This is a genomic window from Paenibacillus shenyangensis (assembly GCF_000346635.1).
Taxonomy (GTDB): domain Bacteria; phylum Bacillota; class Bacilli; order Paenibacillales; family Paenibacillaceae; genus Saccharibacillus; species Saccharibacillus dauci.
In genome coordinates this window covers 179,826-193,675 of record NZ_AOIG01000009.1, presented here as the reverse complement: position 1 = coordinate 193,675, position 13,850 = coordinate 179,826, and the positions used below count along the sequence as shown (strand labels likewise).

12 protein-coding genes and 1 pseudogene are annotated in these 13,850 nt (G+C 51.0%); 3 read left to right on the top strand and 10 right to left on the bottom strand.

Features of this window, described 5'->3' with window-relative positions; translation table 11 throughout:
- Positions 1-70: 70 nt before the first annotated feature.
- A pseudogene (locus H065_RS25600) lies at positions 71-1,048 on the top strand (alpha/beta hydrolase); the annotation flags it as partial.
- 785 nt (positions 1,049-1,833) lie between these two features.
- Here H065_RS25600 and H065_RS0108685 read toward each other — a convergent pair.
- The 9 genes from H065_RS0108685 to H065_RS25595 form a co-directional block, all read right to left on the bottom strand.
- The gene (locus H065_RS0108685; RefSeq protein WP_017812653.1) at positions 1,834-2,694 is read right to left on the bottom strand and encodes an SDR family oxidoreductase; all 861 of its coding nucleotides are present in this window, start codon (positions 2,692-2,694) and stop codon (positions 1,834-1,836) included.
- Between the two features lie 144 nt (positions 2,695-2,838).
- Positions 2,839-4,164 (bottom strand): F390 synthetase-related protein, encoded by a 1,326-nt coding sequence (locus H065_RS0108680; protein ID WP_017812652.1) that lies wholly within the window; start codon positions 4,162-4,164, stop codon positions 2,839-2,841.
- Positions 4,161-5,090 carry an MBL fold metallo-hydrolase gene (locus tag H065_RS0108675; protein ID WP_017812651.1) on the bottom strand — a complete coding sequence of 310 codons (930 nt, stop codon included), beginning with the start codon at positions 5,088-5,090 and terminating at the stop codon, positions 4,161-4,163. Before H065_RS0108675 ends, H065_RS0108680 begins: the two co-directional genes overlap by 4 nt.
- A gap of 51 nt (positions 5,091-5,141) precedes the next feature.
- Positions 5,142-6,161, bottom strand: a complete 1,020-nt coding sequence (locus tag H065_RS0108670) for an NAD-dependent epimerase/dehydratase family protein (protein WP_017812650.1) — start codon at positions 6,159-6,161, stop codon at positions 5,142-5,144.
- Between the two features lie 22 nt (positions 6,162-6,183).
- Entirely contained in the window at positions 6,184-7,533 is a 1,350-nt protein-coding gene (locus H065_RS0108665; RefSeq protein ID WP_017812649.1) for an ATP-grasp domain-containing protein, read from the bottom strand.
- Complete coding sequence (locus H065_RS0108660) at positions 7,523-8,521, bottom strand: beta-ketoacyl-ACP synthase III (RefSeq protein ID WP_017812648.1); 999 nt, start codon at positions 8,519-8,521, stop codon at positions 7,523-7,525. Before H065_RS0108660 ends, H065_RS0108665 begins: the two co-directional genes overlap by 11 nt.
- A gap of 127 nt (positions 8,522-8,648) precedes the next feature.
- Positions 8,649-9,503, bottom strand: a complete 855-nt coding sequence (locus tag H065_RS0108655) for a lipoate--protein ligase family protein (protein WP_017812647.1) — start codon at positions 9,501-9,503, stop codon at positions 8,649-8,651.
- A gap of 223 nt (positions 9,504-9,726) precedes the next feature.
- Positions 9,727-10,632, bottom strand: a complete 906-nt coding sequence (murQ, locus tag H065_RS0108650; RefSeq protein WP_017812646.1) for an N-acetylmuramic acid 6-phosphate etherase — start codon at positions 10,630-10,632, stop codon at positions 9,727-9,729.
- A gap of 3 nt (positions 10,633-10,635) precedes the next feature.
- Positions 10,636-11,604, bottom strand: coding sequence for a BadF/BadG/BcrA/BcrD ATPase family protein (locus H065_RS25595; protein WP_017812645.1), 969 nt, complete (start codon positions 11,602-11,604; stop codon positions 10,636-10,638).
- A gap of 474 nt (positions 11,605-12,078) precedes the next feature.
- On the opposite strand from H065_RS25595, the gene H065_RS25590 reads away from it, so the two are divergent.
- The gene (locus H065_RS25590) at positions 12,079-13,284 is read left to right on the top strand and encodes a serine hydrolase domain-containing protein (protein WP_017812644.1); all 1,206 of its coding nucleotides are present in this window, start codon (positions 12,079-12,081) and stop codon (positions 13,282-13,284) included.
- A gap of 30 nt (positions 13,285-13,314) precedes the next feature.
- A complete protein-coding gene (locus tag H065_RS0108635; RefSeq protein WP_017812643.1) occupies positions 13,315-13,539 on the top strand; it encodes a hypothetical protein in 225 nt (74 codons plus the stop codon).
- A gap of 64 nt (positions 13,540-13,603) precedes the next feature.
- Here H065_RS0108635 and H065_RS27835 read toward each other — a convergent pair whose 3' ends face one another.
- Complete coding sequence (locus tag H065_RS27835; protein ID WP_017812642.1) at positions 13,604-13,777, bottom strand: hypothetical protein; 174 nt, start codon at positions 13,775-13,777, stop codon at positions 13,604-13,606.
- Positions 13,778-13,850: the final 73 nt, after the last annotated feature.

Sequence of the window (13,850 nt, the reverse complement as noted above, 5' to 3'; positions counted from 1 at the left end):
TATGAAAGTTTGCTTTTTCGTCGTTATATGTATGACCGTATGACTTATTTATGAAATCAGGAGGGGCATTATGTCTTCAACTGCACAACGCAATACGACGCCCCGCTCATCCGAACCGGACGAAACGTATCTTATTCAGCCAAAGCAAGTTCGTCTGAAACATGTCATCGTAGCTCTGTTGCTATCCGTGGTATTTTTCTTTCTGTTCTGCTTTATTGCACTGCATGCCTATATTGCCTGGGTATTGTCCTATCCGACAGTAGCCAGTGTCTATTCCAACCCGATGCAGGCCAAAAATATGGCTTACGAAGACATTACGTTCCCTGCCCATGATGGCAGCCGGATGATGCAGGGCTGGTATATACCAGCAGAAAAACACTCGACCAAGACCATTATATTCAGCCACGGTTATGGAGCCAATCGCGAAGAGACATGGATTCCGATGTACGATCTGGCTCACTATGCCCACCGGCTGAATTTCAATGTCATTATGTTCGATTACGGATTCGCCTCCAAGACCAATCCCGAAGTCGCTACCGGTGGTAAAAAAGAGTCCCAGCAGCTGCTCGGGGCGATTGATCTGGCCAAGCAGCGTGGTGCTCAGGAGCTGGTCGTCTGGGGATTCTCGATGGGAGCCGGGACTGCCCTGCAGGCCGGTCTGCTGACGGATCAGGTGGATGCGATGATTTTGGACAGTACGTTCTTGCTGGAGCCAGATACACTTTATTATAATATCCGCCAGCAGATGGCTCTTCCGCAGCATCCATCGATCGAGATTCTGGAGACACTGTTGCCGGTCGTGAATGGTACCAGCCTGAATCAGATTCCTTACCAGACCGTCAAGAAAAAGGACTATCCATTCCCAATCTTCTTTATTCATGGGACGCAGGATAGCAAGGCACCCTATCAGATTGCCGAACAGCTCGCTTCCAACCAGACCAACCCGGATTCGGAAGTCTGGATTATCCCGGGCGCGCATCATGAGTTGGAATTCCGCGAGCATCCGCGTGAATATCTGCGCTATGTATCCAATTTTCTCAGCAATCTGGACCTGGCCACAGGAGATGAAATGGATACCGATCCAATGCTGAACGGAACGACCGAAGATAGCGGACTGAACTCTGGTGCTACTAAACCTTCACCGCCGATCCCTGCATCGGAAGCAGGCAAATCATCCAATAAGGAAAAAGACAGCACCGATGCTGCAGATTCGGATACGACTCGTTCCCGCTCTAACGGAACGACAGAATCCACAAAATCTACAGAATCCAAGGAGAAAGACAGTACTTCTAAGAACACTGATCCATCAACCGACTCTACACCATAATTGCATGAAGGCAGGCATCGATTTCATGGGATGGCCTGCCTTCGTTTTGTCTTACTATGTCTGATAGCCAAATAATAAGGCATGATCTCTCCGGATATCCGGTAGCGATCATGCCTTATTATTGCTGTCTGCTAATCTATTCAACGTCTATTCATTCCATTCGTTATGATCCATATAGGAGTTAGTCGGATGATGTACTGGGTTTATTCGTTCAGGAAGTGTGTCTGAGCCTGGCACCTGAACGGACGCTTACACTCTCACAGTGCTCGCAGTGTCCGTTTAAGACGAATTTTACGTGTTCCAGTACATTTTCTATTTGATGTCCGCATTTGCTGCATACGACATTTTTTTTGCTGTTATATGTGTTTTTCATGTCCTCACCTTTTGTTTGTCAGAAGTTGTATACGGACCGAACACTTGCATGGAAGCGTGTGTTCTTGTTTGTCCCTTCTAGTATTAACCTTTGTAGAGGAGAGTTAATCATTATATTCAGGATATTTCTGGAATTATTTTGTAGCTCGGCGAATAATCCATTCGAGCCAGCTCCAGGGCAGCAGCTTGCGTGCCATCACCAGCAGACCGCTTCCCTGCCCTACCGGATAACGAAGACGCGGATGCTTATGATTAACGATACGTCCGATCAGATCGGCAACCTGTCGGGGATGAGGTGCATGTTCGGCAGAGTGCCGTGAATAGCGGAGTACCGCATCCAGCTGCGGCTGATAAGGAGAATCCGGCTTCGTATGGATACTGCTTAACCCTTTGTCCCAGATATCGGTTCGATACGAACCGGGTTCGACCAGCACGATTTTGACCCCAAATGGCGCCATCTCATGCCGCAGACTCTCGCTGAATCCCTCGATCGCGAACTTGGAAGTAGCATACGGTGCATATCCGGGAAAAGCAGCCAGACCACTCACGCTGCTCATATTAATAATCAGGCCGCTGCGCTGTTCGCGCATGATCGGTAGTACAGCTCGTGTAACAGCAATCAGTCCGAATACATTGGTCTCCAGCTGATCACGCCAGGCTTGCATCGGCACATGCTCGACAAAGCCTCCGGCAGCATAGCCGGCATTGTTGATCAATACATCGATATGCCCATGCTGCCGATATATCGATTGTACAGCAGTCGCTAGACTCTGCTCGTCAGTCACATCCAGCTGAACATACTGGATACGGTCAGTCACTCCCTGCTGGGCGGCCTGCTCTTCCAATGCTGTTCGCCGGGACAGATCCCGCATCGTTGCGATCACGACAAACCCCTGCCGGGCCAAATTAAGCGCAATCAGCAGCCCAAAGCCGCTGGAACTGCCGGTAATTATTGCGATTCGAGAAGGAGCCGAATAGGTAGTAGATGAAGTCATAGGGAAGTGCTCCTTTGTAAGGGAATAGAGATATGATAAAGATGAAAGTAAAAGGGTATTCAGGTCCTAGGCTATATTTCGATCGGTAAATAAAGAATGTAAAGATACACTGCCTTCCTTGTCATTACAGATATGGATGACCGTTTATAGGCTCCAGCGTCTCTCTACCCGGCGCAGCTTCACCGGGCCCGGCGTAAAGTCATAAGCCGTAAAGCAGATGCGGGGAGGAATACTGTTTAATCCTTTACATATTGTCTCTATCCGGCTGTGTATCTCCTGCTCGACCAATGCGCTTGCTTCGCCTGTATCATCTAGCCGATAAGCAATCTCCAACAGATCTTCTGTCTGCTGAATTACCCGATAGTGGCTGATGTGAGGAGAAGCCGTAATAATCGCCCGCGTTACCAGATCGGGAAACAGTGGAATTCTTTTGCTTTGTTGCTGATGCCGAATGTACAGGATATCGTCGTACCGTCCCTCGATCCGCTCAATTGCGGTCAGCGGCGATCCACATGCACAGGGACCGGCAGCTTCTGTCAGAATATCATTTAGCCGGTAGCGGATAATCGGTTGTGTCGTCCGCGAGAAGTCGGTAATGATCGGCATGAAGCGCCGGCTGTCCGGATCAATGTATTCCTTTTCGATACAGACAATATCTTCATTCAGATGAATCGTACCGTGTGCACAGGTTGCTCCCAGGAATCCCTCTGTACATTGATACACCTGATGCACTTTCTGGGCAAAAGCCTGTTCGATGTACTGCTGATCCAAGGGGTCCAGCACTTCGGCTACAGCGATCATTCGCTGCGGCTGTACCTTCAATCGACCGGCAGCATATTCTTCTACCAGCAATCGCAGCATCGAAGCCGGAGCGACCCAGATTGTGGGACGATACTCGTTCATCTGCTGCAGATGCTCATCCAGCGGACGGATCAGGTCAAAGTAACGGAATTGCAGTCGGCCTTTGCGAACCGATTCATACAGATTGCTATTGGCACGCAGGAAGAAGGCGATTCGCGCTTCCCGCTTCAACCCGCCCGGCAGCAGCTTCGCAAGTACTGTTCCTGTCCAGGCTGACTGTTCTTGCGGACTGACCAGGAACAGCCCCCGATTCCCTGATGTTCCAGAGGATAACCCTACAGTCACACCATGCAGCAGCGGCTCAAAATCCCGTGTCTGTTCTGCCCGAAGCGCAAGCTCCATCGCTTCATCGCCGCGGATTCCTACGGTATTCAGTTCATCAAAATGCTCCATCATAATCGGCTTGTCGATAATGGGAAATTGGCGCCATGCTTCATCCGGCAGCCCTTTCCAGAGATCTCGGTAAAAAGGCGAACTCTCCCGTACCCGTCGGATCTGCCGAATAATCCGGCGTTCCTGCCAGCGTTCCAGCGCTTCACGATCGGGCCAGCGATGCAAGTGGCGGGTCAGCATATAATGATACAAAATGCGCAGTGTGTCACTGTTCATATCAGCCATTTCCCTCCCCACTGAGCCAGTACTTCCCTGCAGTGGCTTGGCACAATACGAAGCTCAGGGTTCATATCCGACCACTCACGCAGACGATCCATGCTGCGGACATACTCTCTGCGATCCGACATGATGAGCCCAGCCAGCGGATGCGGCCGACGATTCTCACGCAGTGCGCGGCTGGACCAGACGGTATCCGCACAGAGCAGATAATCATGCGAAGCAGTTGATAACAACAGCCCAATCATTCCTTCGGCATGACCGGATAGCTCCACAGCCCATAAGCTGCCATCTCCAAACAGATCATGCATAGGCCCATACGATTGCCCGAATACGGCTGGGTCCCTTGATACGGATGTCTCTTTTGATACAGATGGTCTACTTGATGTCGACTGCGCCTGCACAGATGTCTCGGGATACACCAGATCCTTTCTGTAAAAAGGCAAAGAACGCTGCAGCCAATCCTCCGGCAGCAGTCCGCTCAGGAATCCTGCTTTGACTGCGCGCAGCGTACCCAATCTGCGTACAGCTTCATACGATTCCCACAAATAGATAAACCGGGCATTGGGAAAGTCCCGAACCGCTGCAATATGATCGCCATGAAAATGGGATAGAATCACATACTGCACATCGGTCACATCCATTCCCATACTGCCCAGCTGATAAACCGCGCTATCCTGTTCCTCGTACATAACAGGCGTAATATAACGATACGCCGCCTGCGGTAGGGAGGCCGTTTCTGTAAAAAAACGACTGCTATAGCCTGTATCAAACAGAATAAGCCCATGCTGTGGATGACGGATACAAGCAAACCCTGCCGGAAAAGCGACTGGTCGCAGCGTTCCGCCACGAATCGTCAATACCTCGGGATGGGTACAGTACCCTGCCGCCCCCAGCCATAAGGATACCGGCGTAGATGTCAGCATATATTTTCTCTCCTTTCACCCATGAATTAATCACAGGTAGTTCATCGTGGGTTAATTCTCCATACGATATTCCGGATGATGTTCCTGTCGCCACCAGTCGGCAAAGCGCCTCAGCCCTTCATCCACCGTTACAGCCGATACATAGCCCAGCTCCTCCCGGGCCTTCTGAATATCGAGCGTATGCGGTATAGCGATAGAACCTACGGTATAACGGGTAAGCAGTGGCTCACCGGACAATGGCAGCAGCCTATAGGTGGCTTCCAGTAGACCTGCAACCGTGTAGGCTGCCTTAAGCGGAATCGTACGTGTACGCAGTGGCAATCCCAGCTGTTCGAACAGGAGGGTCAATAAGCTGTCAAATGGCATGGCTTGCCCGTTGGAAATATTATAGGCTTGTCCGAGCACATGAGCAGGGGCAGAAGCTCCCAACAGCATGGCATCGAGCACATTATCTACATAGGTTAAGTCGATCTCGGCCTGTCCTCCATTGAGCAGCGGCACACCGGACTTGCGGTTTGCCTCCATCAGCCTTGGGAACAGCGTCTGATCCATAGGACCAAAGATCGCTCTTGGACGCAGCATTACAACCGGCAGCTCTTGCTGCTCCCAAGCCTTCAGCAGCAACTGCTCCGCCAGTAGCTTGGTAGCCGCATAATGATTGGCAGGCTTGCGCGGCAATGGATCGCTTTCCCGAATCCCATAGCGCGTCCGGTAATCAAAATAAATGCTGGGCGTCGAAATATGAACCAGACGCTGTACACCATGCTGCATGCATCCATCTGCCACATGACGGGTAGCCTCTACATTGCTGGCAAAAAAATCACGATATGAACCCCATGGCGAAGACAGGGCTGCACAGTGAAATACATACTCCTGTTCCCGGCAAGCTTTCACGACCTGCTCCCGATTACGCAAATCAATAGGCACGAATCGCGCACCTCCTGCACTCAGCTGGCGCCCAGCCTGTTCATTACGTCCGGTCGCTGTGACCTGCCAACCTTCGGACAGCAGGCGCCTCGTCATATGTCCCCCGAGAAAACCGGTCGCTCCGGTTACCAATGCTTTCTTCATAGTCTGCCTCTTTTCGCGTTGATCAGGATTGGATCGTCTGTCCGTTCCATTCAATGTCGTGGGTTAACGCTTCGGTGATCGTGATGTGCTGCTGTCTGCTCAAGCGCCAAGCCGCTCGCACCAACCGCAGCTGCTCGATATAAGGTCCGCGATCCTGGGCATGATAGACTGCATCTCTTGTTCCTCGCATGGCTGTGAACCATCTTTTCCAATCCTGCCATGACCAGCCCTGACGCCAGCCACTGATTAGCATCGGCAGTGTCAGCATAGCGCGGCTGCCCGGCTGCGGCTGAATAATCCGCTGCGTGGCAATCAGCTGATCGGGATCAAGCAGTGCCATTTCCAAGCCATCTTCCGGCCGGAATAAATGTACACCGCTTGTCGTTCGTGGATTGCACTCAATCGGATAGAGCTGCTGATCGACGTCCGAAGCAATCAGATCAAAGCTGATTTGTCCGCTAAATGGAGTTCCCTGTACATCCGCCTGTGTCTCGACAAACTGCTGTACCCAGGACAGTGTCGCCGCTCCATCGAGTGCTTCAAAATGCACACTCGCTCCTGCCTGACTGCTGCGGTACTGACAGCGGTATGCTGCATGAGCTACAATAACGCCCTGATGCACAATACTGTAGGTGCATATACTTTCCCCTGTCAGATAGCGCTGGACGATCCACGGCTCTGCTGGAGATAACGAAGCAGGTACAGCCGCAGACAATGAGGAATTGCTGCCTTTTCGCTGGCTGCCACCCCGATATAAGCGCTGAAAAAAAGAAGGCAGCAGCACCCGGGAAGCAAAGCGCGAATAAGCCGGCTTTAATACCACCGGCCCGTCATATATCCCGTTGCCACGGAGACTGCTGTCATCTGCGGAATTGTCCGAAAAAGACTCTACCGATTGAACCCACTCCACTATGCTCTGCTGGGCTTGCTCCCATGCTGCTGTATCGGTAATTAAGCGGGTCTCCGGGGCAGGCAGACCTGCCTGATATACCTGCTCAATAAAGTCGCCTTTGTGATGCAGGCGGCGCAGGGTTTCCAGCGGAGGAGAAAGTACACGGCAGATCCGGCTGAGCTTCTCATACCCATGAGCAATGTAGAAAATTTCTTCGCAGGTAGGCAGCAGCAGCTGAATATCCAGTTCTTCCAGCAATCGAGCCAATTCTTCCAGATAACCCTCCGGTTGCTGGCGGGGCGGAGGCAGACGGAAGCTGGCTGCGATGGCATTCGACGTTCGGCACAGATGATATTCAGCACTCTCTGCCACGTATACCGTATGTCCGCCCGTATGCAGTTGCCGCGCCAGTTCGAGTGCGACCGGAGCACGTCCACCGGTAAGCAGAATCCGCTGGGGTGCGGCAGATTTAATAATCAAGCACCATTCCTCCCAGCGACAGCCCGGCCGCTGTACCGAGCAGCATGATCCGGTCACCACGGCGAATCCGCCCCTGGACAACCGCTTCATGCAGTCCCATCGGAATAGAGGCTGCGATCGTATTGCCATGATTGGGCGTAATATTCATAAATTGTTCCTCTGCGATGCCCAGCTTGCGGCGCATCAACCGCATTGCCATAGCACTGCCCTGGTGCGGAATAACCATTTTGAAATCCTTCATTGAGGTCTGTGACTGCGTCAACAGATCATCGATAAATTGTGGCAGCAATCGGGAAGCCATGCGGAAGATTGCAGGACCGTCCATCTGGAATAAATAAGACTGTGCAGCAGCCTGCTCATGTCCATGAGGGAAACGCGTACCGCCTGCAGCCACTTCCGAATAACGCGCCCCTTTACTGTACGTATGAAGTGAAGTATGTATAATAGCTGACGATTCATTTACGGGTGCAGGACCGATCACCACGGCAGCGGCTCCATCGCCGAACAGCACGGCACTTTCCTTTTGACTCCAGTCCATTCCTGCCGAAGCTACTTCTGTCGCGACCAGCAGCACATGCCGGTAGCGTCCGGCGGCTACGAGATAAGATAGTATATCCAGCCCAAAGACAAAGCTCAGACAGGTCCCATCGATATCAAAAGCAGGTATACCCGAATCTTCCTGTCCCATCGCCTGCTGGATAAAGGAAGCCGTGCTTGGCAGCGGCTGTTCCTTGGTACCGCTCGTGCAGACCAGGCAATCTACATCGTCAAAAGTCAGTCCAGCGGCTTCGAGCGCAGCATAAGCCGCCGCCGCTCCCATCGTAGAGGCAGTCTCGCCTTCACTCACATAATGACGGGTACCAACGCCGCCTGCCTTGGCAGCCCAGCCCGGCTTCACACCAAGACGCTGATCAATCTGCTCATCCGTGACTATCTGACGCGGCAAGTATTTGCCTGTTCCTAGAATTTTTACTTTGCGAAGCTGCATCCTAATCCCTCTAATCTATTGGTAAAATAAAGCTGTCCGATTCGGTCGTTCCCCTGTGTATAAACAGCTGGTTGCCATTGCCATTCCTAACAGGTGTCTGCTGACAGCGACCGACCTCTGTCCCTGCCTATTCGTCGTAGCGCTCATGCAGATAGGTGACCATCTGCTCCAATTCTTCTTTGCCGAATACCTCTGATCCGTCCAGTAAATCCGGCAGCTGTCCATCACTCAGCAGCCGCTGCAGCTCTGTCTGGTAAGCATCTACAGAGGGTACTCCCGCCAGTTCACCCAGTGCTCCCATCGTTCCCTGACGAACGACTGGATAGCCCTGATCTTCGGGACCCGCCGCGCGCTCGTAGAACTGTCTGATCTGATCGGCCAGCTCGTCTCCCTGCCCGTCCACAATAACAAAAGCGGTAATAATATAGGCTTTCGCCTGGCGGCGCTGGGCAATCCCGCAGAATTTGCGGCCATGAATACTGATATCGTAATCTCCTGGACAAAATGCACCTTCTACTTCTCCCGTATCCACCTCACTGCTCCATGGATGTACAGCCTGACTGATCCAATCCGCCATAAATTGAAAATCTTCATGGATGTTAATACGGTGCTTCGGATTCGGCAAAATGATCGACAGATTCAGGATACCCGGATGCAGTGGCACAGCTGCACCACCGGAAGGTCGCACACAGATCGAGGTTCCTTCCTGCTGAATCTGCTCCATGGCAGCAGCTGCATTGGACAGTCTGCGATCCCGCAGACCAATCGTCATCCCATCCGTATGCCTCCATATATGAACGACCGGCGGATGTCCGCTGCCTACCCGGCGGCACATCAGTTCTTCCCATGCCAGAGGCTGCAGCATGGGTACCTCTCTGCCCAGTAGCGGCGTCTCATACCATATGGCCTGTTCCAATCCTTCTGGTCGACTAGTCTTGTATGCCCCGCCATCTGCAGGCTGTATTTGCTGATTGTCTGTCAAGCTGCTCCCTCCATTTCCAAGCAGTACCGTCTTATCCGTACTCTGTCTGATTATTTGTTATTATACCAGTTTAGCAGGATAAAATGCAGGATGTAACAAAGCGTACCCACTAGCCCTCTTCTTGCATTAACACATCTGAATCCGATCGTATTCATTTGATATTAATAACCCTTTCCCACCAAAAAAAGCATCCGCTTCGCTGCGGATGCCCTGTCCGTATAATCTATACCGAATGCTCAATTGCCTGCCGGACAAAACCTTCATTATTCTGCAGAAGTTCAGCTGCAGAATGAGCATCCACCTGCAACAGAATCATCACAATAGCGGTCTTCACATGTCCGCCGGAAGCGATATACGCCTGTTCCACCGTATCATCGTCTGCGTCTGTCGCCAGCTGGATTAGCCGCCGGGCGCGCAGCGCCAGCTTTTCGTTGGTTGCCTGCATATCGACCATCAAATTACGGTATACTTTGCCAGAGCGAATCATGGAGGCAGTAGTCAGCATATTGAGAATCAGCTTCTGCGCCGTTCCCGCCTTCATGCGTGTAGATCCGAGCACAGCCTCCGGACCGGTGACCGCTTCGATCATAATGGCAGCGAATTGGCCCATCTCCGAATCGGGATTGTTACTGATCCCGACGACAATTGCACCACGTTCCCCAGCTTCCTGCATCGCTCCAAGTACATATGGAGTCCGTCCGCTGGCAGCAATTCCAACGACCACATCCCGCTCGGATACTTGATGCTCACGTATATCCTGCCGTCCCAGCTCCAGATTGTCTTCTGCTCCTTCGACTGCCTGCTGAATGGCCCGGCTGCCTCCTGCAATCAGTCCAACAACCTGATCCGGATTGCTACCATAGGTAGGCGGACATTCCGATGCATCCAAAATACCGAGCCGTCCACTGGTACCTGCTCCTGCATACAGCAAACGGCCACCGCTGCGGAAGCTCTCTGTGATTGCTTCTACGGCCTGGGCAATCTCGGGAATACAGCGTTCGACCGCCCCCGGTACCGTCCGATCTTCCTCATGAATTGCTCTTAGAATCTGTTCTGCTGTCATATCATCAATACCAATGGTACGCGGATTTTGTTGCTCGGTCATCAGCTTGCCCAGTGATGGATTCATAATCTATTGCCCTCCCTGTGTCCATACATGTGGATGTTTTGCCAGCTTGTTCATGATGAGTATAGCTGCCCCATAGGCTGCTTCCTGCTCCGCCAGTCGAATCTCCGGCAGATTAGTATGGTTCTGCTGCAGCTGCTGGATAAATGTCTCCCGATAAAGCACAGAATGGCGGAAGATCGAGCCGGTAGCCGCGATGCCTGTCTGCTCCAGCTGAGGATAACGGTTCAGCAGCACTTGTACAAATTCAGCCATATCGCTGGCAGCCTGCATGATAATCTGCTGCGCCAGCACATCTCCCGATTGTGAGGCTTCAATACAGAGCTTTGCCGCCGCTGCTATCTGGCGCTTGCCCATCTGTGGCTGATACATTATATAACGCAGTTCTTCGGCAGAGCGTGCATCGTAGTGATGCAATACCTTGTCCGATAGTTCGGTAACAGCCACAATGCCATCATAGCCAAGCATCACTGTCTGCAGGGTTCGCTGTCCAATCGCGTATCCACTGCCCCGATCACCCAGAATATGTCCCCAGCCTCCGGCACGCACCCGCTCACCGGAAGGTAGAATTCCCAGCACGATCGATCCCGTACCTGCAATCGCGACTATTCCGCGATTAGTGCCAAAAGCTGCTGCCAGAGCAGTCTCGGCATCACTGACGACCAGAATATTCGGTACCTGTTGCCTGCGTTCATGCCAGTAACTGCGCAGCAGCTGCTCACCGGCTTCACATTCCTTCGGGGTATAGACTCCAGCTATGCCAGCACCCACCCCGCAGCACTGTTCAAGCGCAAGGGAAGAGTCGTTCAGCAATTGTGAGATTACATTATGTATATTTGTTCTGTAGTCGGTTCCACTCGAAGATTTGGGATTGCTCGCCTGTCCTTCTGCATGAGCAATCTGTCTTCCTTCCCGGTCTATAGCAACTGCAGTTGTAGACGTGCCTCCGCCATCTATTCCAATTACATATTCCATATACTCATCCCTTGTATTTGATTTTCAACAAATACTCCCTTTTCAATAAATACCGCATATTGAGAGTAAGCCAGTTATATTGATGTTAGATATGTTATGAATATTTTCGAGATATTGGTATAATTCGCGTTTATTATAACATGTACGAGAGATATAAATGCCTATATTTCAAATTACCGTTCATACATTTGTTGAAGTTACAAATATGGATTCCTACGTGTATAAATTAAATGACATCGATAATCTTTTCTGGTTATATTAATTAACAATACAGTCATATTATAAATGAATTATATATCTGGATAGAAATTCATTTTATGTATTATTCCATAATATAGTTATTGTTCTCCTTTTGATTTCTCCTTTAATGATGGTTTGCTTGCAGTTTTGAAGTTAATTCTGTGCCAGCTCGCATGTGCTGCTCTATCTATTCAATCCTGTATCCTCTTAATCTCAACTCATGGAGGGAATACCATGACTGAATCTGTACCTTCCGTACTTACAAAATATCATACCCATTCAGCGATAGAACCTCTGTCCTCTGACCAACTGGATCAACTGGAACGTATATGGAATCCGCTGCACCTGGCTTGCCAGCAACGGATTATTCCAAGCGCTTCGGCTGCTATATACTGGCGGGGTCATTGTTGGTACAAAGCTGTAGGGTGGGCAGTCGATACAGATCATATGCAGATTGCTGCCGATACCCATACAGTATATGACTGCGCTTCATTGACCAAAGTAACCGTTACCCTGCCACTGATTCTGACGCTCGTCGAACATGGAATGCTGGAATTGGACCGTCCAATATCGGCTTATCTGACTGAATTCCAGACAGGTCCCCACCAACAGATTACACTCCGCCAGCTGCTCAGTCATACCTCGGGACTGCCTGCTATCGCCGATTTCCATTCATCTGCCGCTCTGACTCTGCCAGAGGCAATCCAGACAATCAGTCAAATGCCACCTGCCTATGAAGCGGGGCAAGCACGTATGTATAGTGATCCAGGATTTATAGTGCTGGGAGAACTGTTCACGCGAATCAGCGGACTTCAGCTGACAGCAGGAGCTGAGCAATATATTTGGAAGCCACTGCATATGGAGCAGAGTACATTTGTACCCGGGCCAAGTCACGCAGCTACTATGGCTGCTACTGAATACGATAACCAGACAGAGAGTTATCTGCAGGGCATTGTCCATGATGAGAATGCAAGGGCACTCGGTGGGATGTGTGGACATGCCGGATTATTTGCTACCGCGAGCGACCTGTTGCGCTATGCGCAATACTGGCTGGAAGCTGTACATACCCCGAGGATGCAATCTCCGGCGAATCTATTCATTGCTCCGATCCCTCCGCTTTCACTTTCCAAGCGGCTTCTGCACGAAGCTGTCACCCGGCAGACTCCACTTCTTCCTGGAACACGGCGGGGACTTGGCTGGGTACTGCAGGGAGATGAAGCGGATGTATCCGGCCCTATTCTGTCTGCTGCTGCATTTGGACATACCGGATTTACCGGCACCAGTATTCAAATCGATCCGAGTCAGCAGCTGGCGATCGTACTGCTGACCAACCGGGTTCATTATGGGCGTACACAGTCGATTCAGCAGCTACGCAGAGATTTTCATACGGCTGTGGCTTCAGCCCTGAACCACCTGCCAGCACAGCCGTCATCCTACTGACAAAGGAGCAACCGTATAAATGGAGGAGTAATGAGGCTGCGTGAGATTATCGGAATGATTAACCCGTCCGAACGTAAAGTGGACTGCTGTGTTCTGGAGCATCCGCGGCAGCTGGAGAATCTGGAACAGGAACGTTTTGCAGCCCAACATATGGAATCTTGGCAAAGCCGAACTTCCATTTCCCAATTTCAGTATCTAGATTACAAAATAGGCTATCCAAATAAACAGACATCAAGATTATCCATTTCTCCTTAGTCACGCAACACAAATACTCCTCTCCGGTTTGGAGAGGAGTATTCTGATTGAAGCCGGGAGAATATTATTGCTGCTGTGCCAGTTCGTAGCGCTGTACCAGTTCATTAACCTTGGCACGTACGATCAGATCCGAATTGTTGCGATTGTATAGAATCAGGCAGACTTCCTTGATAAAAGCAGTCTTTTGCTCTTCGTTCAGCTCGGTCAGTCTTTGATCCAGAAATTCGCGAATTTCCATATAATCTCCTCCACTCATCCAATTTGTCTGTAATAACCTTGCCTATGAGTCTAATCTACAATGCAAGCATTGA